Raw genomic sequence first — 23,546 nt, 5'->3', positions numbered from 1 at the left:
GAGCCCTACTGCCGCGCCTCGAACGCCGCCGCCGCCCGCCCCAACCGGTCATTGACGGCGATCCACTCGATCGTCTCGGGCAGCTTTTCGATGAGAATGCGCGAGACATTCGCGCGATCGAGTGCACGCAGCAAGCCATACAGCTCGCGCGCATATTCCTGCGGCTCTTCCGGCGCGGCGACGAAGTGCACGCCTGGCGCTTGCGCCCATGCACCCGCGCGCGAAGCGCGCGCCACCAGCGCCACCGATTCGCCGGCATCGCGCGCGACTGCGAGCAACGGCTCCAGCGCCTCGAAAGGCAGCAGCGCGAGCGGCGTGCGCGGCGCGTAATGCGCCTTGAGCGTGCCCGAGGCGCGCGGCGCCGTGGCGTCTGAACCGTCGGGCAAGCGCGGCGCCTCGCCCAGCACGCGCGCGATATCGTGCGGCGTCACGTGGCCGGGCCGCAGCAACGCGGGAAAGCCGCGCGAGAGATCGAGAATCGTCGATTCGATTCCCACGTCGCATGCGCCGCCATCGAGCACATGCACGGCCGCGCCAAATTCGTCGCGCACGTGCTGCGCGGTGGTCGGACTCACGTGGCCGAAGCGGTTCGCCGAAGGCGCCGCCACGCCGCCATGCCCCCCGCGGCGCGCAGAAAACGCAGCCAACAGCTGCTGCGCAACCGGATGCGACGGGCAGCGCAGCCCCACCGAGTCCTGGCCGCCGCTCACGGCGTCGGGAATGCGCTCGTGGCGTTTGACGATCAGCGTAAGCGGGCCGGGCCAGAAGGCATCGACGAGCTTTTGCGCCGCCTCGGGCCACTGCGCCGCCCAGTACGTCGGATCGCCGCCGGGCGGCAGATGCACGATAACCGGATGGTTCGCCGGCCGGCCCTTGGCAGCGTAGATACGCGCGACGGCTTCAGGGTTCGACGCGTCGCCGCCCAGGCCGTAGACGGTCTCCGTCGGAAACGCGACCAGTTCGCCCGCGTCGAGCAGCGCGGCGGCCGCTTCGATATCGGCGTCGGTCAAATTCGGCGTGCCTTCGTGCGGCCCTTTCTGCTGGTCAGACATGGCATTTCTCAACTTCGGGCCCAACCTCAGCTCGTGGCGATGTGCAGCAGGCGCGCGCAGTCGCGTGCGGCCGCACGCGCTTCGTCGAGCGTCGGCGCGGTGAAGTTCACGTGGCCCATCTTGCGGCCCGCGCGCGCTTCTTCCTTACCGTACAGATGCAGGCGCGCGGCCGGCATCGCGGCCACCTGGTCCCACGGCGGCGTGACGGGCGCGGCGCCCTTCTGCGGCTTCGCCTCACCCACGGCGCAGGGGAACCACACGTCGCCGAGAATGTTGAGCATCACGGCCGGCGAGTGCTGGCGCGTGTCGCCGAGCGGCATGGCCGTCATGGCGCGCACCTGCTGCTCGAACTGGCTCGTGGCGCACGCATCGGTCGTGTAGTGGCCGGAGTTGTGCGGGCGCGGCGCCATTTCGTTGGCGACGAGCGAGCCGTCTTCGAGGATGAAGAACTCCACGCACAGCACCCCGACATAGCCGAGCTTCGCCGCGATCTGGATCGCGGCCTGCTGGGCCTGCTGCACGAGCGCCGGGCTCGCGTCCGGTGCGGGCACGATGGTGTGCGAGAGCACGCCGTTGCGGTGCGTGTTCTGCGCGAGCGGATACACCACGGCCGCGCCGTTCGTGCCGCGCGCAATCAGTGCGCTCACCTCGAACTTCAGCGGCAGGCGCTTTTCCAGCACGCACGGCACGCCGCCGAGCGACGCATGCGCCTCGCGCACTTCCTCGGCGTTGCCCACGCGAATCTGGCCTTTGCCGTCGTAGCCCATGCGCGCGGTCTTGAGAATGCCCGGCAGCACGGCGGCGAGCGCCGCATCGTCGATGCCGGCAAGCGCCTGCGACGACTCGATCACCACGTGCGGCGCGACCGGCACGCCGGCCGCCGCGATAAAGCGCTTCTCGGCGATGCGGTCCTGCGCCACGGCAACGCAGCGCCCAGCCGGGCTCACGAAGGTCGACTTCGCGAGCGCGTCGAGGCTCGCCGCGGGCACGTTCTCGAACTCGGTCGAGACGGCCGCGCACAGGCGCGCGAGTTCGGTGAGCGCGGCTTCGTCGTCGTAGGCGGCGCAGATGTGGCGGTCGGCCACGGTGCCCGCGGGGCTCGTCGCGTCGGGATCGAGCACGGCGACGCGGTAGCCCATCGCCTGTGCGGCAAAGCAGAACATGCGGCCGAGCTGGCCGCCACCCACCATGCCCAGCCAGGCGCCGGGCAGGATCGGTGAAACCGGAGAGTTGTCAGGAGTCATCTTCGTGGTCGGCCGCGGGGTGGCCGCGGCGCGTGGGGCGATCAAAGCGGAACGATCAAAGCGGGGGCAGCACCATGGCGTGCGCCGCTTCGTTCTGGCGCACGCGGAACGCCGCGAGCTTGTTCGCATATTCGGCGTTCGTGACGCTCAGGATCGAGACGGCAAAGAGCGCCGCATTGGCCGCGCCCGCCTCGCCGATGGCGAAGGTCGCAACCGGCACGCCCTTGGGCATCTGCACGATCGAATGGAGCGAATCCACGCCCTTCAGGTACTTGCTGACCGCCGGCACGCCGAGCACGGGCACCGTGGTCTTGGCCGCCAGCATGCCCGGCAGATGCGCCGCGCCGCCAGCGCCCGCGATAATCGCGCGCAGGCCGCGCTCGCGCGCTTTTTCCGCGTACTCGAACATCTCGTCGGGCATGCGGTGCGCCGAGACCACCTTGGCCTCGTACGCGACGCCGAACTCCTGCAGGATCGCGACCGCGTGCTTCATCGTGTCCCAGTCGGAGCTGGAGCCCATCAACACGCCGACGAGCGGCGCCGCGTGCTGGTGAGCCGTCTGAACTTCGCTCATTGTGCTTCCTTCTTCCCTCTATTTACTTTTCGCGCACTCGCTTAGGCGAGCTTTTGACCCGTAAGACGCTCGAGCGCCTCCTGATACTTCGCCGACGTTTTTTCAATCACTTCGTCGGGCAGCTTCGGCGCCGGCGGCTCCTTCTTCCAGTCCTGGGTTTCGAGCCAGTCGCGCACGAACTGCTTGTCGAACGACGGCGGGTTCGAGCCCACCTGGTATTGGTCGGCCGGCCAGAAACGCGACGAGTCGGCGGTGAGCGCCTCGTCCATCAGGTAAAGCTGGCCGTGGTTGTCCAGACCGAATTCGAACTTCGTGTCGGCGATGATGATGCCGCGCGTGGCCGCGTAGTCGGCGGCTTCCTTGTACAGCTTGATCGAAATTTCCTTGATGGTGCGCGACAGCTCGGTGCCGATGCGGCGCTCCATTTCTTCGTACGTGATGTTCTCGTCGTGGTGGCCCATTTCGGCCTTCGCCGCCGGCGTGAAGATCGGCTCGGGCAGCTTCTGCGCGTTCTGCAGGCCCGGCGGCAGTTCCACGCCGCACACGGCGCCGGTTGCCTGATAGTCCTTCCAGCCGCTGCCGGCCAGATAACCGCGCACCACGGCTTCGACGAGGATCGGCTCGAGGCGCTTCACCACGACGGCGCGGCCCTTGACCTGCTCGACTTCGTCGGTGGCCACGACGGTTTCAGGCGCGACGCCCGTGAGGTGGTTCGGCACGACGTGCTTGAGCTTCTCGAACCAGAAATCGGCCATCTGGTTGAGCACCTCGCCCTTGCGCGGAATCGGCTCGCCCATGATGACGTCGAACGCCGACAGACGGTCGGTGGTGACGATCAGCAGCTTGTCGTTGCCCACGGCATAGTTGTCGCGGACCTTGCCGCGGCCGAGAAGCGGCAGCGAGCGGAGCGTGGATTCGTAAAGGGTAGACATCGTCGTGATTCGCTAAAAGGACAATCGAAACGGAGGCGGGTTCGGTCCGGAATCGCGGTTGCAACCGCGCCAGGACAGCGTAAAACCGAAGGTATTGCGAGGGTAAACCAAAAACCGGCAAATTTCCCGGAAAAGCCCATCGCCGTTCCCCCAAAACAGGCGGAAACGGCGATGTTTTGTACAACTTCAGGCGGGGCCACCCAGGCGGGGCCGCCCAGGCGCCCCGCCGGACCCGGCCGGTGCGCCTGTCACAGAAGCTCGCTTAGCGAACGATCTGCGCGAGTTCGCCCGACTTGTACTTTTCGGCGATCTTGTCGAGCGAGACCGGCTTGATCTTGCCAGCCTGGCCTTCACAGCCGAACGCGAGGAAGCGGTCCACGCACACCTTCTTCGCGGCTTCGCGAGCCGGCTTCAGGTAGTCGCGCGGGTCGAACTTCGACGGATTTTGATACATATAGCGACGGATCGCGCCCGTGATCGCCAGACGCAGGTCGGTGTCGATGTTGATCTTGCGCACGCCGTGACGGATGCCTTCCTGGATCTCTTCCACCGGCACGCCGTACGTTTCCTTCATGTCGCCGCCGAACTCGCGGATCTCGGCCAGCAGTTCCTGCGGCACCGACGACGAACCGTGCATCACGAGGTGCGTGTTCGGAATGCGCGCGTGGATTTCCTTGATGCGCTGGATCGACAGAATGTCGCCCGTGGGCTTCTTGGAGAACTTGTACGCGCCGTGCGAGGTGCCGATCGCGATGGCCAGTGCATCGCACTGGGTCAGCTTCACGAAGTCGGCAGCCTGCTCCGGATCGGTCAGGAGCTGCTCGCGCGTCATGGTGCCTTCGGCGCCGTGACCGTCTTCCTTGTCGCCCTTCATCGTTTCCAGCGAACCGAGCACGCCCAGTTCGGCTTCGACCGTCACGCCGATCGAGTGCGCCATTTCCACGACCTTGCGCGAGACATCGACGTTGTACTCGTACGATGCGACCGTCTTGCCGTCGGCTTCGAGCGAGCCGTCCATCATCACGCTCGTGAAACCGCTGCGGATCGCGGCCATGCAAACCGCCGGCGACTGGCCGTGGTCCTGGTGCATCACGACCGGGATATGCGGATACGACTCGACTGCAGCTTCGATCAGGTGGCGCAGGAAGGGCTCACCCGCGTACTTACGCGCGCCGGCCGATGCCTGCATGATCACCGGCGAGCCCACCTGGTTCGCCGCTTCCATGATCGCCTGGACCTGTTCCAGGTTATTCACGTTGAACGCCGGCAGGCCATAACCGTGTTCAGCCGCGTGGTCGAGCAGTTGACGCATTGATACGAGAGGCATTGTTGCTACTCCTTTGATTTGAAACGAATCCTTCTGCCGCCGACTGTCTTGCGCAGCCGGTCGAGGGCGGCCTGGCAGCCGCCGCCCGCGTGACCTGCCGCGGGCTCGATGGCGTGATTTTATCGCGAAGCGGATGCGTTCCCGGCGCCAGGCACGTAACTGGCATGAAAATGGCGTATCGGAGCGTCAAAACCGCGAGAAGGTGCAAAAAGAGTTGACAGCCCGCGCGCCGTTTCTACGGCGTACAGGCTGCAATTGCGGGGAAAAGACGTCTAAATGGCACCGATCTAGCGCCGATCTGATACCAATGTGATACCAGTCGGCGCCAACGTGATTTATTTTCGGAAGTCTCGAAAATAAAGCGAAAAAAATCGCCGCGAGATTACAGCACCGCAGTTACAGCACCGCAGTTACAGCACATCTCCCACGCGCACGATCTTCAGCGTGTTCGTGCCGCCCGGCTGCCCCATCGGCTCGCCCACCGTCAGCACGACCATATCGCCGCGCGAGGCGTAGCCCTTGCTCACCACAACTTCGATGGCTTGCTGGAGCGCCGTGTCGCGGTCGCTGCTGGTATCCAGATGCAGCGGCGTGACATTGCGATAGAGCGACATGGCGCGCTCGCTGCCCGCACGCGGCGTGAGCGCGAAGATCGGCACATGGGTCCAGTGACGCGACATCCACAGCGCTGTCGAACCCGATTCCGTGAGCGCGACGATTGCCTTCGCGCCCAGGTGATAGGCCGTGAACAGCGCGCCCATGGCGATCGACTGGTCGATACGCGTGAAGGTGCGGTCGAGGAAGTCCTTGTCGAGCTCCGACTGCTCCGACTTTTCGGCTTCCAGACAGATCGCGGCCATGGCCTCGATGGTTTGCACCGGGTACTTGCCCGCCGCCGATTCGGCCGAGAGCATCACCGCGTCCGTGCCGTCGAGCACGGCGTTGGCGACGTCCGAGACTTCGGCGCGCGTGGGCACCGGCGCGTGGATCATCGACTCCATCATCTGCGTGGCCGTGATGACGAGCTTGTTCGAGTCGCGCGCCATGCGGATCATGCGTTTTTGCAGCGCCGGCACGGCGGCATTGCCCACCTCCACGGCCAGGTCGCCGCGGGCGACCATGATGCCGTCCGACGAATCGAGAATTTCCTGCAGCGCCGGAATGGCTTCGGCGCGCTCGATCTTCGCGATCATCTTCGGCTTGATGCCGTACGGCGCGCCCGCGATGTTCGCGAGCTGGCGCGCCATTTCCATGTCGGTGGCGTTCTTCGGGAACGACACGGCGACGAAGTCCGCGCCGAGCGACATGGCCGTACGGATGTCTTCCATGTCCTTCGCGGTGAGCGCGGGCGCCGTGAGGCCGCCACCCTGGCGGTTGATGCCCTTGTTGTTCGACAGGTCGCCGCCCACACGCACGATGGTGTGGATCTCGCTGCCGATCACGCGCGCAACGTCGAGCACGATGAGGCCGTCGTTGAGCAGCAGGATGTCGCCCGGCTTCAGGTCGCGCGGCAGGTCCTTGTAGTCGAGACCGACGCGCTCGTCGTTGCCGAGTTCGCATTCGGCGTCGAGGATGAACGGCTGGCCCGGCTCGAGCGTCGTCTTGCCGTTCTCGAATTTGCCGACGCGAATCTTCGGGCCTTGCAGGTCCGCCATGATCGCAACTTCGCGGCCAGCCTGGCGGGCGCAGTCCCGCACCATTTCAGCACGCTGACGATGGTCGTCGGCGGTGCCGTGCGAGAAGTTGAGGCGCACCACGTCCAGTCCCGCGCGGATCATTTTCAGCAGGATGTCCGGCGTGCTGGAAGCCGGACCGATGGTGGCGACAATCTTGGTGGCGCGATGCATGAGTCTCCTCGTCTGGATAGGATCGCTGGGAAAACCGTTGCTGCGAGAAGTGCTGGCCGGTTGCGCCGCGGGTGCGGACGCGCCGGAACGCGCACCGGGTGAGCCCGGCGTCGCTTTCTTGGAGGGCGCTGCGGGGCTCACACGAGCCCCTACGGCGCTTGCTACATGCGTAGTCGTATTCGGTTCGGGCGTGGCTGTGCGCCCGGTCGGATTCTGTGCGGCTGTCGATTCAGCGGTCGACTGCGTCGCCGCACAGTCCGTTTCAGCAGCGGCAGCGGCGGCGGGCGACGCGTGCGCCCGCGCCGTCTCTGTCTCTGCATGGGGCGCTGCGCGCCCCGTTTGTTTTGCTGCGGCCCCGGCTGCGCTGCGCGACTTCTGTGCGCCTGCACGAGGAAGTTTGCTCATGGCGGCGGCTTTCGCCGACTTCGCCGGGACTCGCGGCGCCACTTAACCAGCCGCCCGCGTTTCGAGCACTTCGACCGCCGGGAGCTTCTTGCCTTCGAGGAACTCGAGGAAGGCGCCGCCGCCGGTGGAGATATAGCTGACCTTGTCGGCAATGTTGTACTTCGCGATGGCCGCGAGCGTGTCGCCGCCGCCTGCGATCGAGAACGCGCCCGAGTTGGCGATGGCGTCCGCGAGCGTCTTCGTGCCGTTGCCGAACTGGTCGAACTCGAACACGCCGACCGGGCCGTTCCACACGATCGTGCCGGCCTGCGCGAGCTGCGCGGCGAGCGCGTTGGCGGTGACCGGGCCGATGTCGAGGATCATGTCGTCGTCGGCCACGTCAGCCACGTCCTTCGTCTCGGCCTTGGCCGTCGGCGAGAATTCCTTGGCGGTCACGACGTCAGTCGGGATCGGCACCGAGGCGCCGCGCGCACGCGCCGCTTCGATGATGGCCTTCGCGTCGTCGACGAGATCCACTTCGGCGAGCGACTTGCCGATCTTCAGGCCCGCCGCCAGCATGAACGTGTTGGCGATGCCGCCGCCCACGATCAGCTGGTCGACCTTCTCGGCGAGCGACTTGAGAATGGTGAGCTTGGTCGAGACCTTGGAGCCCGCCACGATCGCGACGAGCGGGCGCTTGGGCGCGCCAAGCGCCTTGCCGAGCGCGTCGAGTTCCGCTGCGAGCAGCGGGCCCGCGCAGGCCGTGGGCGCGTACTTCGCGATGCCGTAAGTCGTGGCTTCGGCGCGGTGTGCCGTGCCGAACGCGTCGTTCACGTAGATATCGCAGAGCTTCGCCATCTTTTGCGAAAGCTCGTCGGAGTTCTTCTTCTCGCCCTTGTTGACGCGGCAGTTTTCGAGCAGAACCACGTTGCCCGGCTCGACGTTCACGCCGTTTTCCACCCAGTTCGCAACCAGCGGCACGTCGCGGCCAAGCAGTTCTGCGAGGCGCTTCGCGACCGGTGCTAGGGAGTCTTCGGGCTTGAACTCGCCTTCGGTCGGGCGGCCCAGGTGCGAGGTGACCATGACGGCCGCGCCGGCGTCGAGTGCGGCCTTGATGGCCGGCACGGAAGCGCGCACGCGGGTGTCTTCGGTGATGTTGCCGTTGTCGTCCTGCGGCACGTTCAGGTCGGCGCGGATGAATACGCGCTTGCCCTTCAATTTGCCTTCGGAGATCAGATCGGAAAGACGCAGAACCTTGTTCATGGACATGTCATCTTGATGGTGGGAAGGCGGTGGCAAGGCGATGCGGCGCCGCGGGCCTGCTTCTGGCGCGGCAAGACGTGCTCAACGGCACGGCGCGGGATCCGGTCTGACGCTGTCTCGGGTCGCTGCTCCGGGTCGCTGCTCGTCGCTGGCACGAGCCGGCATCGAATTGCGAGATCGGTATTTTAGCTGATAGCCAGGACGATCTGAGACGTGTCCAGGCGAATCTCCCGTATTTGGGCAGACGCTGCTCGCCAGGCGGGCTTTCGCGGGATTTGCTGCGACGCAGCATGCGCGCAGGCCGAAAAAAATTAGTCAAAAGCACCGCGAAGCGACCCTAAAATCGCTTGAAAACCCCGCCCCGTACGCCCGCGGGCGCGCTGGCAGGCATCAAATGACGCTAAAATATTCGTCTTTGCCAACCGCAGCCACGCGGCGCGCGGCGAAGCACGCTGTATCAGCCCGATATTTACTGCACTTGTCTGGAGAATCGTATGTCAATGGCCGACCGCGACGGCAAGATCTGGATGGACGGCAAGCTGATTGATTGGCGCGACGCCAACATTCACGTGCTGACCCACACGCTGCACTACGGCATGGGTGTTTTCGAAGGCGTACGCGCCTACAAGACCGCCGGCGGCAGCACCGCCATCTTCCGCCTCGCCGAGCACACCAAGCGTCTGCTCAACTCGGCCAAGATTTTCCAGATGGACGTGCCGTTCGACGCGAAGACGCTCGCCGACGCGCAGCTCGAAGTCGTGCGCGCGAACAAGCTCGAATCGTGCTACATCCGCCCGATCATCTGGGTCGGTTCGGAAAAGCTCGGCGTTTCGGCCAAGGGCAACACCATTCACGTGGCGATCGCCGCGTGGCCGTGGGGCGCGTATCTCGGCGAAGACGGCCTCGCCAAGGGCATCCGCGTGAAGACCTCGTCGTTCACGCGCCATCACGTGAACGTGTCGATGGTGCGCGCCAAGGCTTCGGGCTGGTACGTGAACTCGATCCTCGCCAACCAGGAAGCCACCGCCGACGGCTACGACGAAGCGCTGCTGCTCGACGTGGACGGCTATGTGTCGGAAGGCTCGGGCGAGAACTTCTTCCTCGTCAACAACGGCAAGCTGTACACGCCGGACCTCTCGTCGTGCCTCGACGGCATCACGCGCGACACGGTCATCACGCTCGCGCGCGACATGGGCATTCAGGTGATCGAAAAGCGCATCACGCGCGACGAGGTCTACACCTGCGACGAAGCGTTCTTCACCGGCACCGCCGCCGAAGTCACGCCGATCCGCGAGCTCGACAACCGCACCATCGGCAGCGGCTCGCGCGGCCCGGTCACGGAGAAGCTGCAATCGGGCTTCTTCGACGTCGTGTCGGGCAAGAACGAGAAGTACGCGCACTGGCTCGCGAAGGTCTAAGAAAGAAAGGTCCGGGCGAGCCAACGCCCGGCCCCCACAGCTACACAGAGAATTGTCCTCATGAGCGAAATCAAGGAAATGCCGCTGGTCGAACTTTCGGCCAAGGATCTGCCCGCTTACTGTCCGAATCCGTCGATGCCGCGCTGGAGCAACCACCCGCGCGTGTTCCTCGACGTGACGCACGGCGAAGCGAAGTGCCCGTACTGCAGCACGCGTTACAAGCTGCGCGCGGGCGAGGTCGTCCACGGCCACTGACGCGTCGCGAGGCTCGCGCCGAATGGCGCGAAGCCGCGCTCGCGCCGGTTTCGTTCGTGCGGGCATGGCCGCCGGGTGAAGACACTTCACTCCTGCGACATTCCCCGTGCTTCCCTGCCCGTCGCGCGCCGCCATGAAAACGGCGGCGCGCTGCGGGCTTTAGGCACATCGCCACGAAGCACCAGGCTGCACTTGCGCTAACGCCCGCCGGCATGCCGACGGGACGTCACGCTAACCGCTTCGTTGAATTAACCGCGTTTCACGCGCTCGCCCCGATTTCCCAAAACGGTCAAGCTGCGTGCAACCTCTACCCTCTCCGGACCCTGACTCCCGATGCGCCGCGCGCTGGTAATCGCACCGAACTGGATCGGTGACGCACTGATGGCGCAGCCGCTTTTTTCGCGGCTCGTGAAACTGCACCCGCGCATTCAGATCGATGCGCTCGCGCCAACCTGGGTTGCGCCCGTGCTCGAGCGCATGCCCGAGATCCGCGACGTCTACGCCACCGACCTCGGCCATGGCAAGCTGCAACTGCTGCGCCGCTGGCAACTGGCGGGCGATTTGCGCGCCGAGCGCTACGACGCCGCCTACGTGCTGCCCAATTCGCTCAAGTCCGCGCTGATCCCGTGGCTCGCCAATATCGGGCTGCGCATTGGCTATACGGGCGAGAATCGCTACGGCCTCTTGAACGTGCGCCATGCGAATCCGCCGAAGGACGAGCGCCCGCCCATGGTCAGGCACTATGCCGCGCTCGCCTACGCGCCCGGCGCGACCGTGCCCGACGACCTGCCGATGCCGCGCCTCGAGTCGGACCCGAATGAGGCGTCGCGCGTGTCGGCGCGCTTCAATCTCGATACGCGCGTGCCGCTGCTCGTGTTCTGCCCCGGCGCCGAGTACGGCCCCGCCAAGCGCTGGCCGCCCGAGCATTTCGCGGCGCTCGCGAAGATGGTGGGCCAGTCGTTCCCGTACACGCAGATCATCGCGCTCGGCTCGCCGAAGGACGCCCCGCTCGCCCAGGCCATTGCCGATCGCGCGCCGAACGTGCGCAACCTGTGCGGGCAGACTGCGCTCGGCGAAGCGTGCGCGCTGATCTCGCGCGCGAACGCCGTGGTGACCAACGATTCGGGCCTGATGCACGTGGCTGCCGCGCTGCGCCGCCCGCTCGTCGCGCTGTACGGGTCGACGGATCCGCGCCACACCCCGCCCTTGTCCGAGCTTGCAAAGGTACAATGGCTTCATCTCGAATGCAGTCCCTGCTTTGCGCGAGAGTGTCCGCTCGGGCATCTGAACTGCCTGCGCGAACTGAGCCCGGAGCAAGTTTTCGGCGACCTGCGCGGCATGCTGCTCGGGCAGAGATAGGACAGCCGGAAACATCGCCAGCCAGCGCTGGGCGGCTGTGTGCCGCCCGCCACGCTGAAAACGAAGCGCACGCAAATGGATGTGCGCCACGCAACGGACGCCACGCACGTTGCGCGCGCCCAATAGAGGCATCGAGGCGCGGGAGAGACCGAAGCGCCGCATCGGAGCACGTCACAGACCTGTCTCGCGAAAGCGGCATGCTCGCGGCAACACGCGCGCAACGCAGCGCCAGACGCGAAGCGACGCAACCGTTCATCCGCCAACCCGCGCCAGGTACACGCCAAGTGCAACACCGGGCGCACAAGACCAACGAGCCATGCCACGTTTTGCCCACATCTTCGAAGCCGCCGCGGACACCCTCAACGCGTACTACCAGGCCGTCGCGGAAGTCAACATCGACAGCTTGATGGGTCTGTGGATCGATGAAGAATTCGTGAGCTGCATCACCGCGGAAGGCGCGCATCTGCACGGCCTGTCGAGCATCCGCGCGGGTCTCGCCGCGCAGCTCGAAGCGGCGCCGGTGTCGATCGAGCCGCTCGATATCCGCGTGTACGACAGCCTCGGCACCGTGGTCTACGCGATTGTGGAAGCGCATCGTCCGGTCGACCCCAGCGCGATTCCCACCATGGTCTTCACGACCTATGTGATGGTTCACGAGCGCGGCGAGTGGCGTATCGCACACATTCATGCGAGCCGCATGCCCGACGACGCAGCCACCCAGTTCTCGGCCAAATTGCGCCACGGCCAGGGCGCGCTGCACTGAAATAAAGGCGTAAAGCAGGGGGCAGTCATGAGTACGACCGACGACACCAGCAAGCCCAGCAAGGCGGCCCGCGTCGCCGCCGCGCTCGAGGCCCAGGCTGCCCTGCTCGGCGCCAGCGACGATACCGACTACCGCGCGCCGTTCTGGCTGCCCGGCGCGCACATCCAGACCATCGTGCCGGCGCTTTTCTCGCGCCTGCCCGCGCCCGCCTACCGGCGCGAGCGATGGGACACGCCAGATGGCGACTTCATCGAAGTGGACTGGCTGGACGGCAGGAGCACGGGCGCGGATTCACACGGCGCGCCGCTATTCGTGTTGTTCCACGGCCTGGAAGGCGGCTCGAGCTCGCACTACGCGCGCGCGCTCGCCGCGGCGGCGCACGCGCGCGGCTGGCACGCGGCGATCCCCCACTTTCGCAGTTGCAGCGGCCCGTTGAACCTGCTGCCGCGCTTCTACCATCTCGCCGATTCCGCCGAAGTCGACTGGGTCCTGCGCCGCTTCGCCGCCCGCCACGCCGGGCCGCTCGTCGTCGCGGGCGTGTCGCTCGGCGGCAACGTGCTGCTGCACTGGCTCGCGCAGCGCCGCCAGGACGCCGCGATCGTCTCGGCCGCCGCCGCGATCTCCACGCCGCTCGACGTGCATGCGGGCAGCGAGATGCTGACGCAGGGCTTCGGCATGATCTATACGCGCAGCTTCCTGAAGACGTTGAAGGTCAAGGCGCTCCAGAAACTCGAGCAGTACCCCGGTCTCTTCGACGCACAAGCCGTGCTCGCGAGCCGCACGATGTACGAATTCGACAATGTCGTGACCGCGCCGCTGCACGGTTTTCGCGACACCCACGACTATTACACCCAGGCGACGATCCGCCCGAAGCTCGGCGAGATCGTCGTCCCCACGCTCGTGCTGAACGCGCGCAACGATCCCTTCCTGCCGGGCCGGGTGCTGCCCGCGCGCCACGAGGTGAGCGCCGCCGTCGAGCTCGATCAGCCCGCGCACGGCGGCCACGTCGGCTTCATGACGGGACCGTTCCCGGGCCGCAGCGACTGGCTCGCGCAGCGCGTGTTCTCTTATCTCTCGCCTTTCGTTTCTCATGGATGACATCGTCAAACAGGCGCTCGCGCGCTGGCCCAACGTCCCGCATTGCACGGGCTGGCTGCTGCTCGACGCACGCGGCAACTGGCGCATGCGCGACGAGGCCGCCCAGGCGCAGCATGCCCCCGGCACGGCGATCCGCCACGAAGCGCTGCTCGGCTTCATCAACCGCAATTACGAGCGCGACGAACAGGGCCAGTGGTACTTCCAGAACGGGCCGCAGCGCGTGTATGTCGAGCTGGAATACACGCCGTGGATCGTGCGCCTTGCCGCGGGTCACGACGGCAGCGACGGCGCGCTGACGCTCACCGATCAGGGCGGTCAAGTGTTCGAGCCCGTGGCCGCCTACCTCGACGAAGCCGGCAGCGTGATCTTTGCCGATGCGAGCACGCCGCCGCGCGCGGCGCTGCTGCACGATCACGACCTCGACCTCTTCACCGACCACGCCACGCTCGCTGACGACGCCCACAGCGGCACCTTCCACTGGCGCGCCGGCGCCGCGCTGCCGCTGCAGCCGATCAGGCGTGCCGACGTGAGCGCGCGCTTTGCCTTCGTGACGAGCCCGGCACGCGCGGAGCGCGAAGCGCAGGCCACGGAGCGCAGCGGCACGCGGCCTGCATCCAAAGACTGAGCGCCGGCTCAGCCGCGGCCCTCATCCTTCTCGTCCTGGCGCTCCTGCTTGTAGCGCGCCTCGAAGTCGTGCAGGCGCGCTTCGATGGTCGACAGATCGTAGTAGCCGACCGATTTCATGTCGCGCGCCTCCTTGAGCTGACGGATGGCCGAGGGCCACGCGCCGTCTAGCGCGAGCTTCTCCGCCATCGCGCGATGCTGCGTGAGCGCGTCGCCGAGTCCTGCGCTCGCTTGCGCCAGATACAGCCACCATGCGTCTTGCTGCGGTTCGGCCTCGGTCTGGCTGCGCGCGAGCGCTTGCGCCTCCTTGAAGCGGCGCGCCGCGATCTGCGCCTGCAGCAGTGTGTCGGTGGCCGCGTGGGAATCCGGCCACGCCTTGTGGGCGGCCTCGCCTAGCCGCACGGCGTCGTCGGCGTGGCCCGAGCGCCGCGCGATATCGACGGCGAGCACGTCGAGACTCGGCGAGTTGCGTGTTTTACTGCCGTCCGCGGCCTCGAACTGCGCGAACGCCGCGCGCGAGTTCGCGAGCGACGCCGTGGCATCGTCGTAGCGCTCGAGCAGCATTTGCGCGTAGGCAATGCCGTACCAGTTCGCGGCGACGTTGAGCGCCGTGCGGTCCTCGATTTCCGAGCGCAAACGCGAAACCTCATCGATGTACTCGTTGCGCGTACGGTCCTGCAGCACGCGCACACGCGCGCGCACGAAACCGTACTCGGGTGCCTGGCGCGGCTGCCGGTAGGCAGCGCGGCGCGCGCGGTCCTGCATGTCGGCGATGCGCTCGCCAGTGAGCGGGTGCGTGCGCGCGTAGGCGGGCACGCCGGTGTCTTCCATCGAATCGCGTTCGAGCCGCTCGAAAAACGCCACCATGCCCCACGGGTCGTAGCCCGCGCCCGTGAGCAGCTGGAAGCCCACGCGGTCGGCCTCGTGCTCCGCGGCGCGCGAGAAACGCAACTGGCTGTCCACGGCATAGGCCTGGCTGCCGAGGGCGATCCCGGCGCCGAGGTCGCCGCTATGCGCGAGCACGCCGGCGAGAATGCCGAACAGCACGCCCGCCAGCGCCGCGAGCCCGGAGCGCTCGCTCTGCGAAAGCATGCGTGCGATGTGCCGCTGCAAAACGTGGCCCATCTCGTGACCGAGCACCGAAGCCAGTTCGGATTCGGTTTGCGTCACGACGATGAGCCCCGAGTTCACGCCGATGAAGCCGCCCGGCAGCGAAAACGCATTGATCTGGCCGTCGCGGATCGCGAACAGATCGAAGTCGGGCCGGTAACCGCCGATGAACTGCGCGCTCGCGGCCGCCTCGAGGCGCGCGGCGACCGCATTGAGGTAGTCGCGCACGAGCCAGTCGCCAATGTAGTCGGGGTCGCGGCGAATCTCACGCATGACGCGCTCGCCGATGCGGCGCTCGGCCTGCGGCGTGAGCGCGCCGCCCGAGCCGTCGCCGAGGTCGGGCAGTTGCGGCACCCAGGCGGGAGCGCGCACGCTGGCGTTGCCGCTCGCGGAAGATGCGGCGGATTGGCCCGGTGCCGCCAAGCGGCTCTGCGCCCCGCCATAGGTGCCGAACACGCCTTGCGCGATCGAGGCGGGAATGACGGCGTCTGCCGTGTCGTCGAATGGGCCGCTGACGAGTGCGGGCGCCGTACTGGGCGCATTCGGCGCGGGGCCGGAGGAGGCCGGTGCGGGCTTCGCGGCAGGCTTCGTGGCCGCTGGCGAAGCCGCGCCGAGATTGAGCACGGCGGCATTCGACGCCTGCGCGTACGCTTGCGGGGAAGCCGCGAGCGACGCGCACAACCATGCAGCAAGCAGCCGTTTCAGACGCATTGATGACAGGATCGGGGAAGGCGGAACACCGGCACGGCGGCGCGCCCGGTGCGGACCGCCCCTGCGCTCGCGTGTGCTAACCGGCCAATTGTAGCCCTGCTTACAACCCTTGCGACCAGGTAAGACGCGCAGAAAGCGCTGCTTAACGCACTGTTAAGATAGGTACCCCTCAAGGAAGAACCCACCATGCCTGAACTCACGCATTTTGACGCAGCCGGCGACGCCCACATGGTCGACGTTGGCGGCAAGGCAGAGACGAAGCGCATTGCGCTCGCGAGCGGCACGATCCGCATGTTGCCGGCAACCTTCGCGCTGATCCGCGACGGCCACGCGAAAAAAGGCGACGTGATCGGCGTTGCGCGCATCGCCGCGATCCAGGGGGCAAAGCGCACCTCGGATCTGATTCCGCTGTGCCACCCGCTCGCGATCACGCGCGTGAAGGTGGACTTCGTGCTCGACGAAGCGCTGCCCGGCGTCCACTGCACGGCGCAGGTGGAAACGCTCGGCCGCACGGGCGTGGAGATGGAAGCGCTGACTGCCGTGCAGGTCGGCCTGCTGACCGTCTACGACATGTGCAAGGCGGTGGACCGCGGCATGACGATCACCGATGTGCGCGTGCTGGAGAAGCACGGCGGGAAGTCGGGGGACTGGGTGGCGGAGCGCTGAGATCATGACTCTCGACGAACTACGCGCGCAGGTTCTGGCGTTCCGCGACGAGCGCGACTGGCAACAGTTTCACACGTTGCGCAACCTGATCGTCTCCACGAGCATCGAGGCGGGCGAGCTGCTAGAGACGGTGCAGTGGAAGACCGACGCGCAGATCGACGCCCTGCTCGCCGATCCCGCGCAACTCACGCACCTCAAGCACGAATGCGCGGATGTGTTCATCTACCTTCTGCTGGTCGCGCATACCGCGGGGATCGATCTGGTCGATGCGGCAGCCGAAAAGCTCAAGCTGAACGCGCAGCGCTACCCCGTGGAAAAGGCGAAAGGCAGCGCCGCGAAATACTCCGAGCTTTGATTGCCAAAGGCGCGGCGCAGAACGCGGCGACAAGCCGCCGCTTCATGCGCGCGCCTTGAGGCTTAGTCGTCCGAATCGTCCTCGTCGTCTTCTTCGACCGACTTCGCTGGCGTCCCATATTTCTTCACGAGTTGCGCCTTGAAGTCCGCAAGCGTGGGCTGCTCGTCGAGCAAGCCATAGAGCGAAGCGAGCTGGGTCGGCCAGTCGTGCAGTTCCATCGCGAAAATGCGCAGGCGCTCCACCGTATCGAATGCGCCCGCCGTATCGCCATCCAGCGCCTGCAAAACGGCGTAGCGGCGCAGCACCGTTTCTCCGGGCAGCAGCGCGATGGCGCGCTGGTGCGCGTAAAGCTTGCTCGAAAGGCTCGCGGCATTCATCGGCAACAGCGTCGCCATGCCGTAGTCGCCCCAGGCGCCGAACAGGCGCGAAGGGTCATCGCCGTAGTCGCGTGCCGGATGCTGCCCGTAATAGAGCACCTCGGCGCGGTTGTAGTCGCGCAGCACCGGGTACAGCGCCGCGACGCCGCCGAACACGATCACCGCATACACGCCGAGCGAGACGCGCGACGGCAGAATACGCAGCGGCTTGGTCTCCAACAGGCCGAAAACGAACATCGCCGGCAGCAGGAAGAACATGTACTGCTGCGGATACTCGACGAGCGCATGCATGACGAGCACGCCGATCAGCATGAAGCCGAATACGCGCTCGGCGGTGTGCGGCGCGCGCAGCCCACGCACGAACCACGCGACGAGCCCGATCACGACGATGGCAAGGCCGACGATGCCGGTCTTCGCGAGCAGGTCGAGGAAAATATCGTGCGCGTTATTGGCGATCTCGACGCCGCCAAGCGAGCGGACCAGCTCGAACTGATGCATCGGAAAATCGCCCCAGCCGACGCCCAGCACCGGATGCGACTTGAACATCGTCCAGCCGTAGCGCCACAGCGCGAGGCGCGGCGCGATCTGGCTCGCGTCCTTCATGCGCTCGGCGGCCGACTGTGCAAGGTCCAGGCCGTAGTGGACGTTGGCCCAGCGCACGAACGCATTCATGCCGAAAAAGATCAGCACGAGCACGACCGGAATGATCCAGGCGCGCACGCCACCGGGCTTGTGGCCCGAACCCGCCGACGCCTGGCCTTGCGCACCGAAGCTGCGCCCCTCGCCTGCTTCGGTACGGCAGCCCGCGAACGCGATCCACAGGCCCGCGACGAAAATCACGCCCATCTGCAGCCACGGCCCGCGCGACACCGTGAGCGCGAGGCCACCGGAATAGATCGCGGTCAGCACGCCCCAGAGCAGAATGTTCAGACGCCGCGTGAGCGCAAGGTACATCGCACCGGCCATCGCAAAGGCGATATACGTGGCCAGGTGATTGGCCTGTGCCATGTTGCCGAACGGCCGGCGATCCACCGTTATGTTGTACGCAACCACGAGCGGCGTGACCTTCGTTTCCAGGTGAAAGAGCTGGATCACCTGGGTGAATACGGCGAAAAGGCCGCCGATCTGGAGCGCGAACGCCCCCCACACGAGCGCCGACTGCATGAGGCGCGCGCGCGTGATGGTGTAGCCCGCGTGCGTCGCCAGCACGGCGGCGAGCAGGTAGCCCGCGCCGAGCCAGTTCATCGAGGGCTCGGCGAGCGGCAACGCGAACGTCTGCACGACCAGCAGCAGGCCGAATAAAAGCGGCACGATCGCGACCGTGGGCGACGCGAAGCCCTCGCCCGAGCGCGCCGGGCGAACGAGCAACAACGTGGCAGCACCCATCAGCACATAAAGTGTCAGTGCAACGAATTCCGCATAGAACGTGGGAATCGGATAGGTGTGGTTGACGACCGCATAAGGCAGCGTCAACGCGAGGGCCAGCAAGACGAACGTAAGGTAACGCGCAAAATTGGAAGGCATGGTTGGGCGGGGCCGTTCAGCAACCGGGCACTATACAAAACTTTTCCCCCGCTGTGCGGGTGCAGCCGGTTCGACCGCACCCGCACCCACGCGCAACCCCTACGCGCGGCACTCCGGCGGTGCAAGATTGCCCGCCAGCGTTGCGGCGTCCGCCGGCGACGGGCCCGCTCCGGGCGCGCCGAGCGAGGAAGCCGTCTTGCCCGCTGCGAAGCACTCCCACGTGAGCGTGCCGCCCTGCACGCTGCCCTGCGCGAGCGCGACGCGCGCGGTGGGCGCATCGGCGTTGTCCGGCACCGAAGGCACGAGCACGATCGTATTGCTGCCCTCGGGCGCCACGCGCGAGGTGAAGGCGACGGTGATCTGACCGGTCGTATCGTCGATATGCAGCGACTCGACGTTGCGCGTGGCGGGCGGCACCGTGTAGCCCGCGCCGAACGCGTTGCCGCTCGCGGCGTTCTCCGCCACGGCAAGCCGCGCGGAAGCCGCGAGCGAGAGGCCCTCGCCTACGCGGCTGCGCGCGAGGTAGTCCTGGTAGGCGGGAATGGCGTAAGCGGCGATCACGCCGACGATCGCGAGCACGATCATCAGTTCGATCAGCGTGAAGCCGCGTGCGGTCCAGCGGGAGGCAAGGCTTGCGAGGCGCGAGAGACGGGCGAAACACGCGCAGTGGTTGCCCGGCGGCGGGCTCAAGGGAAATGCAGATACGGTCATCGTCAGGGCTCCTGAAACAAGAAACGCCTGCTCACAGTCGTGAACAGGCGTCTTGATCGTATCGGCGGCCCGGTTTGCCCATCAGTCGGCCAGATGGCCTAGGCGCAATGGCACAGCCATGCGCGCTCAGTGCTCAGTGGGATTGCGGCCCTTGCGCCGCGGCCCGCCGCGCGTTGCGGCGCCTGAGCCAGGTCCCGAGCGCAACGACGAACACCGCCCCGGCCACGCACATGCCGTACTCGGCCGCGGGCGTATCGAGCAGCGGCCAGCGGTCGCCGGCGGGATCGTTGATGATGAGTCCGCCCGCGATCCAGCCGAGCAGCGCCGCGCCGAGCGTGATGATCACCGGGTAGCGGTCGAGCAGCTTGAGCACAAGCTGGCTGCCCCACACGATGAGCGGAATGCTCACCATCAGCCCGAAGATCACGAGCGCAATGCGGTGTTGCGGATCGGCGGATTCGGCGGCGCCCGCAATCGCGACCACGTTGTCGAGGCTCATCACCGCGTCGGCGACGATGATCGTCTTGATCGCGCCCACCAGCTTGTCGGCGGGCTTCACGTTGGCGTGCTCGAGATGACTGGGCGCGAGCAGCCGCACACCAATCCACAGCAGCAGCAGGCCGCCCGTGAACTTGAGGAACGGCACGTTGAGCAGCACGACAGCGAAGGCGATCAGCACCACGCGCAGCGCGATCGCGCCGGCGGTGCCCCACAGAATGCCGCGCATGCGCTGCTGCGCAGGCAGGTCGCGGCAGGCGAGCGCGATCACCACGGCGTTGTCACCACCGAGCAGGATGTCGATGACGATGATCTGGATGACCGCGCCCCAGTGGAGCGTCGCGAAAAACTCGAGCATGGAAACGAAAACTCAGCCGGAATTCAGGATGGGCTCAGATATCGAGCCAAATAAAAAAGCGAGGAGGCCATGACTGGCTCCCTCGCTTTTTGTTCGGAAACCTCGTGAAAGGATTCCGCAAGCATATCAAAAAACGCTGGCCGCCCGCGCATGCATGATGCACAAGCGCCAGTGTATTTCGAATTTACAGCATCGCCTTCAGCAGACGACCCATTTCCGACGGATTGCGCGTGACCTTGATGCCGCACGCGTCCATGATTTCCAGCTTCGCGTCGGCCGTGTCCGCACCGCCCGAGATCAGCGCGCCGGCGTGGCCCATGCGCTTGCCCGGAGGCGCCGTGACGCCCGCGATGAAGCCAACCACCGGCTTCTTCATGTTGTCCTTGATCCACTCGGCGGCATTGGCTTCGTCCGGACCGCCGATTTCGCCGATCATGATCACGGCGTCCGTATCCGGATCGTCGTTGAACATCTTCATGACGTCGATGTGCTTCAGACCGTTGATCGGGTCGCCGCCGATACCGACTGCCGACGACTGGCCGAGGCCGATCGCGGTCAGCTGGGCAACGGCTTCATACGTCAGCGTGCCCGAACGCGACACGACGCCGATGCGGCCCTTGCGGTGGATGTGACCCGGCATGATGCCGATCTTCAGCTCGTCCGGCGTGATCGTGCCGGGGCAGTTCGGGCCGAGGAGCAGCGTCTTGCGGCCTTCGCGGCGCATACGGTCCTTCACTTCGATCATGTCGCGAACCGGAATGCCTTCCGTGATACAGATCGCGAGATCGAGGTCAGCCTCGACGGCTTCCCAGATCGCAGCGGCAGCGCCTGCCGGCGGCACATAAATGACCGAAACGGTCGCGCCGGTAGCATCCTTCGCTTCACGCACGTTCGCGTAGATAGGAATGCCTTCGAAATCTTCGCCGGCCTTCTTCGGGTTCACGCCAGCGACGAACGCTTCGCGGCCGTTCGCGTACTCACGGCAAGCGCGGGTGTGGAACTGACCGGTCTTGCCGGTGATGCCCTGCGTGATGACCTTGGTGTCTTTGTTGATCAGAATCGACATGTATTGACCTCTGTTCGTTTGGCGTTATGCGTCGCGCCAGACCGCTTCTTGCGTTGCGGTGTTCGCGCCGGCATCACGCCATTCGTGTCCGGTGAAAATTACTTGCCTTCGGCAGCTGCGACAACCTTCTGCGCAGCCTCTTCCATGCTGTCTGCCGAGATGATCGGCAGGCCCGAATCGGCCAGCATCTTCTTGCCGAGGTCCTCGTTCGTGCCCTTCATGCGCACGACGAGCGGCACATTCAGGTTCACGGCCTTCGAACCAGCGATCACGCCTTCTGCGATCACGTCGCAGCGCATGATGCCGCCGAAGATGTTCACGAGGATCGCCTTCAGGTCCGGGTTCTTGAGCATGAGCTTGAACGCTTCGGTGACCTTCTCGGTCGTGGCGCCACCGCCCACGTCCAGGAAGTTCGCCGGCTCGCCGCCGAACAGCTTGATGGTGTCCATCGTGGCCATGGCGAGGCCCGCGCCGTTCACGAGACAGCCGATGTTGCCGTCGAGCGAGATGTACGCGAGGTCGAACTTCGACGCTTCGATTTCAGCCGGATCTTCTTCGTCCAGATCGCGGTACGCGACGATTTCCGGGTGACGTGCCAGCGCGTTCGAGTCGAAGTTGAACTTCGCGTCGAGTGCGGTCACGGTGCCGTTGCTCGAGACGTTCAGCGGGTTGATTTCGGCCAGCGACGCGTCGGTTTCCCAGAATGCCTTGTACAGGCCCTTCAGGACTTCACGCGCTTGCGGAATCGAAGCAGCCGGCACGCCGATCTTCGCGGCGAGGTCGTCAGCCTGGGCGTCCAGCAGACCCGTCGACGGCTCGACGATGACCTTGTGGATCAGCTCCGGGTGCTTTTCGGCGACTTCTTCGATGTCCATGCCGCCTTCGCTCGAACCCATCAGCACGATCTTCTGCGACACGCGATCGACGACGAGGCTGACATACAGTTCTTGCTTGATGTCAGCGCCTTCTTCGATCAGCAGACGCTTGACCTTCTGGCCTTCCGGACCGGTCTGGTGCGTAACGAGCTGCATGCCGAGGATCTGGTTCGCGTATTCGCGGACCTGTTCCAGCGACTTCGCAACCTTCACGCCGCCGCCCTTGCCGCGGCCACCTGCGTGGATCTGTGCCTTGACGACCCAAACCGGACCGCCCAGCTCTTCAGCGGCCTTGACCGCGTCATCCACCGAAAACACCGGGATGCCGCGCGGGACGGCGACTCCGAATTTCCGCAGGATTTCCTTACCCTGGTACTCGTGAATCTTCATGCGTGATTCCTTCAGTCTGAGAGTTGGAGTGAACTTCGATTCCGCTGTTGTTATTCATGCGAGACGGCGTCGGCCCTGCCCTCTTGGCCCGGGCTCCGGCTGTCGCGCACGCTGGGGGTTTCAGCGCCGCGCTCTATTGAACGCGGCACATGGCCATACCAGCGCGGATAAAACTGCTTCACCGCCTCCCCGTCGAACCGCAGCGCATGGCAGCGGCCAAGCTGGAAGGGCGGCTTTTCACCGTCGGCCTCAATGCCTCCGGCGGTCTTGCCGTGTTCCGGTCCGGGCGCTTCACCCGGCGAGCCATTCGATGTGTCCCACACTTCTCCAACGAACGCCTGGATCGCTGCGGTCGGCAATACGCCCAACATTTCTGTGAGGTGCGTGCAGCCAACCGTGCCGGCGAGGAGCCGGCCCGCTTCGCGGCGGAAGTTCTGGAGGAGATTGAGCCCGATAAGGGCCCGATAGGCGGGATGAGCGTTCTGGCACTGACCGTCGTAAGGCACCCAGTCAGACGACGCTTCTGCGTCGACGACGTTGAGCTTGCGATCGATCGTAATGCGCAGCCAGAGTTCATGGATCGGCAGACCATTGGGCCGGACACCGGCGGCGAGCGGCACGTCGCGTGGCTTGTGGTCGGTCAGGCACGCGTCGATGTCCCACAGGCCGTCTTCGCGCTCATAGGCAACCGCCCGAATGGCGCGCTGGTGGCGCAACTGGCGGGGCACGGGCGGAGAAAGCGGCATGCTAAAGGTAAGACCGGAT

22 protein-coding genes are annotated in these 23,546 nt (G+C 65.9%); 8 read left to right on the top strand and 14 right to left on the bottom strand.

All coding sequences use genetic code 11. From position 1 onward, the window contains the following. Positions 1-5: 5 nt before the first annotated feature. The 7 genes from U5A52_RS13885 to U5A52_RS13855 all read right to left on the bottom strand — a co-directional run bounded on the left by U5A52_RS13885 (position 6) and on the right by U5A52_RS13855 (position 8,623). Positions 6-1,052, bottom strand: a complete 1,047-nt coding sequence (locus U5A52_RS13885) for an L-threonylcarbamoyladenylate synthase (RefSeq protein ID WP_321935050.1) — start codon at positions 1,050-1,052, stop codon at positions 6-8. Between the two features lie 26 nt (positions 1,053-1,078). Next, entirely contained in the window at positions 1,079-2,296 is a 1,218-nt protein-coding gene (locus tag U5A52_RS13880) for a 5-(carboxyamino)imidazole ribonucleotide synthase (RefSeq protein WP_321913747.1), read from the bottom strand. Between the two features lie 55 nt (positions 2,297-2,351). Continuing rightward, positions 2,352-2,870, bottom strand: coding sequence for a 5-(carboxyamino)imidazole ribonucleotide mutase (gene purE, locus U5A52_RS13875; RefSeq protein ID WP_321913746.1), 519 nt, complete (start codon positions 2,868-2,870; stop codon positions 2,352-2,354). 41 nt (positions 2,871-2,911) lie between these two features. Continuing rightward, on the bottom strand, positions 2,912-3,802 hold the full coding sequence (locus U5A52_RS13870) for a phosphoribosylaminoimidazolesuccinocarboxamide synthase (RefSeq protein WP_321935049.1): 891 nt from the start codon (positions 3,800-3,802) through the stop codon (positions 2,912-2,914). Between the two features lie 262 nt (positions 3,803-4,064). Continuing rightward, positions 4,065-5,129: a class II fructose-bisphosphate aldolase gene (gene fba, locus U5A52_RS13865; RefSeq protein ID WP_028211757.1), complete on the bottom strand. Its 1,065-nt coding sequence runs from the start codon at positions 5,127-5,129 to the stop codon at positions 4,065-4,067. 410 nt (positions 5,130-5,539) lie between these two features. Next, the gene (gene pyk, locus U5A52_RS13860) at positions 5,540-6,976 is read right to left on the bottom strand and encodes a pyruvate kinase (protein ID WP_321935048.1); all 1,437 of its coding nucleotides are present in this window, start codon (positions 6,974-6,976) and stop codon (positions 5,540-5,542) included. Between the two features lie 447 nt (positions 6,977-7,423). Next, positions 7,424-8,623 carry a phosphoglycerate kinase gene (locus tag U5A52_RS13855; RefSeq protein WP_321935047.1) on the bottom strand — a complete coding sequence of 400 codons (1,200 nt, stop codon included), beginning with the start codon at positions 8,621-8,623 and terminating at the stop codon, positions 7,424-7,426. 494 nt (positions 8,624-9,117) lie between these two features. Here U5A52_RS13855 and U5A52_RS13850 point away from each other — a divergent pair, with 494 nt between their 5' ends. From U5A52_RS13850 to U5A52_RS13825, 6 genes are all read left to right on the top strand, one after another. Further along, on the top strand, positions 9,118-10,041 hold the full coding sequence (locus U5A52_RS13850) for a branched-chain amino acid transaminase (protein ID WP_321913742.1): 924 nt from the start codon (positions 9,118-9,120) through the stop codon (positions 10,039-10,041). 60 nt (positions 10,042-10,101) lie between these two features. Further along, a complete protein-coding gene (locus U5A52_RS13845; protein WP_028205950.1) occupies positions 10,102-10,296 on the top strand; it encodes a zinc-finger domain-containing protein in 195 nt (64 codons plus the stop codon). Positions 10,297-10,629: 333 nt separating this feature from the next. Continuing rightward, entirely contained in the window at positions 10,630-11,655 is a 1,026-nt protein-coding gene (gene waaF, locus U5A52_RS13840; RefSeq protein ID WP_321913741.1) for a lipopolysaccharide heptosyltransferase II, read from the top strand. Between the two features lie 316 nt (positions 11,656-11,971). After that, complete coding sequence (locus tag U5A52_RS13835) at positions 11,972-12,418, top strand: nuclear transport factor 2 family protein (protein ID WP_028205952.1); 447 nt, start codon at positions 11,972-11,974, stop codon at positions 12,416-12,418. 27 nt (positions 12,419-12,445) lie between these two features. Continuing rightward, positions 12,446-13,516 carry a YheT family hydrolase gene (locus U5A52_RS13830; RefSeq protein ID WP_321913740.1) on the top strand — a complete coding sequence of 357 codons (1,071 nt, stop codon included), beginning with the start codon at positions 12,446-12,448 and terminating at the stop codon, positions 13,514-13,516. Continuing rightward, entirely contained in the window at positions 13,509-14,141 is a 633-nt protein-coding gene (locus U5A52_RS13825; protein ID WP_321935046.1) for a DUF2946 family protein, read from the top strand. Before U5A52_RS13830 ends, U5A52_RS13825 begins: the two co-directional genes overlap by 8 nt. Before the next feature lie 8 nt (positions 14,142-14,149). Here U5A52_RS13825 and U5A52_RS13820 read toward each other — a convergent pair whose 3' ends face one another. Next, positions 14,150-15,961 (bottom strand): M48 family metalloprotease, encoded by a 1,812-nt coding sequence (locus U5A52_RS13820; protein WP_321935045.1) that lies wholly within the window; start codon positions 15,959-15,961, stop codon positions 14,150-14,152. A gap of 186 nt (positions 15,962-16,147) precedes the next feature. Between U5A52_RS13820 and moaC the strand changes: the two genes are divergently transcribed. Both moaC and U5A52_RS13810 read left to right on the top strand, forming a co-directional pair. After that, positions 16,148-16,627, top strand: coding sequence for a cyclic pyranopterin monophosphate synthase MoaC (gene moaC, locus U5A52_RS13815; protein WP_321913737.1), 480 nt, complete (start codon positions 16,148-16,150; stop codon positions 16,625-16,627). A gap of 4 nt (positions 16,628-16,631) precedes the next feature. Continuing rightward, positions 16,632-16,982, top strand: coding sequence for a nucleotide pyrophosphohydrolase (locus U5A52_RS13810; RefSeq protein WP_158758565.1), 351 nt, complete (start codon positions 16,632-16,634; stop codon positions 16,980-16,982). A gap of 62 nt (positions 16,983-17,044) precedes the next feature. Here the strand turns inward: U5A52_RS13810 and U5A52_RS13805 are convergent, their stop codons facing one another. The 6 genes from U5A52_RS13805 to U5A52_RS13780 all read right to left on the bottom strand — a co-directional run bounded on the left by U5A52_RS13805 (position 17,045) and on the right by U5A52_RS13780 (position 23,527). Further along, positions 17,045-18,883: a PglL family O-oligosaccharyltransferase gene (locus U5A52_RS13805; RefSeq protein ID WP_321935044.1), complete on the bottom strand. Its 1,839-nt coding sequence runs from the start codon at positions 18,881-18,883 to the stop codon at positions 17,045-17,047. A 99-nt stretch (positions 18,884-18,982) separates the two neighbouring features. Further along, complete coding sequence (locus U5A52_RS13800) at positions 18,983-19,594, bottom strand: pilin (RefSeq protein ID WP_321935043.1); 612 nt, start codon at positions 19,592-19,594, stop codon at positions 18,983-18,985. A gap of 133 nt (positions 19,595-19,727) precedes the next feature. Beyond that, positions 19,728-20,450: a TerC family protein gene (locus U5A52_RS13795; RefSeq protein ID WP_321913733.1), complete on the bottom strand. Its 723-nt coding sequence runs from the start codon at positions 20,448-20,450 to the stop codon at positions 19,728-19,730. A 184-nt stretch (positions 20,451-20,634) separates the two neighbouring features. Further along, a complete protein-coding gene (gene sucD, locus U5A52_RS13790) occupies positions 20,635-21,516 on the bottom strand; it encodes a succinate--CoA ligase subunit alpha (protein WP_069262862.1) in 882 nt (293 codons plus the stop codon). Positions 21,517-21,614: 98 nt separating this feature from the next. Then, entirely contained in the window at positions 21,615-22,781 is a 1,167-nt protein-coding gene (sucC, locus tag U5A52_RS13785; protein WP_321913732.1) for an ADP-forming succinate--CoA ligase subunit beta, read from the bottom strand. Positions 22,782-22,831: 50 nt separating this feature from the next. Beyond that, positions 22,832-23,527, bottom strand: a complete 696-nt coding sequence (locus tag U5A52_RS13780) for a DUF2889 domain-containing protein (RefSeq protein ID WP_321913731.1) — start codon at positions 23,525-23,527, stop codon at positions 22,832-22,834. Between the last annotated feature and the right edge of the window lie 19 nt (positions 23,528-23,546).

The sequence above is a fragment of the Paraburkholderia sp. J8-2 genome (genome assembly GCF_905220195.1).
In the GTDB taxonomy this organism is placed as follows: domain Bacteria; phylum Pseudomonadota; class Gammaproteobacteria; order Burkholderiales; family Burkholderiaceae; genus Paraburkholderia.
The sequence above is the reverse complement of the archived record's forward strand: the minus strand, read 5'-3'. Positions and strand labels throughout refer to the sequence as shown.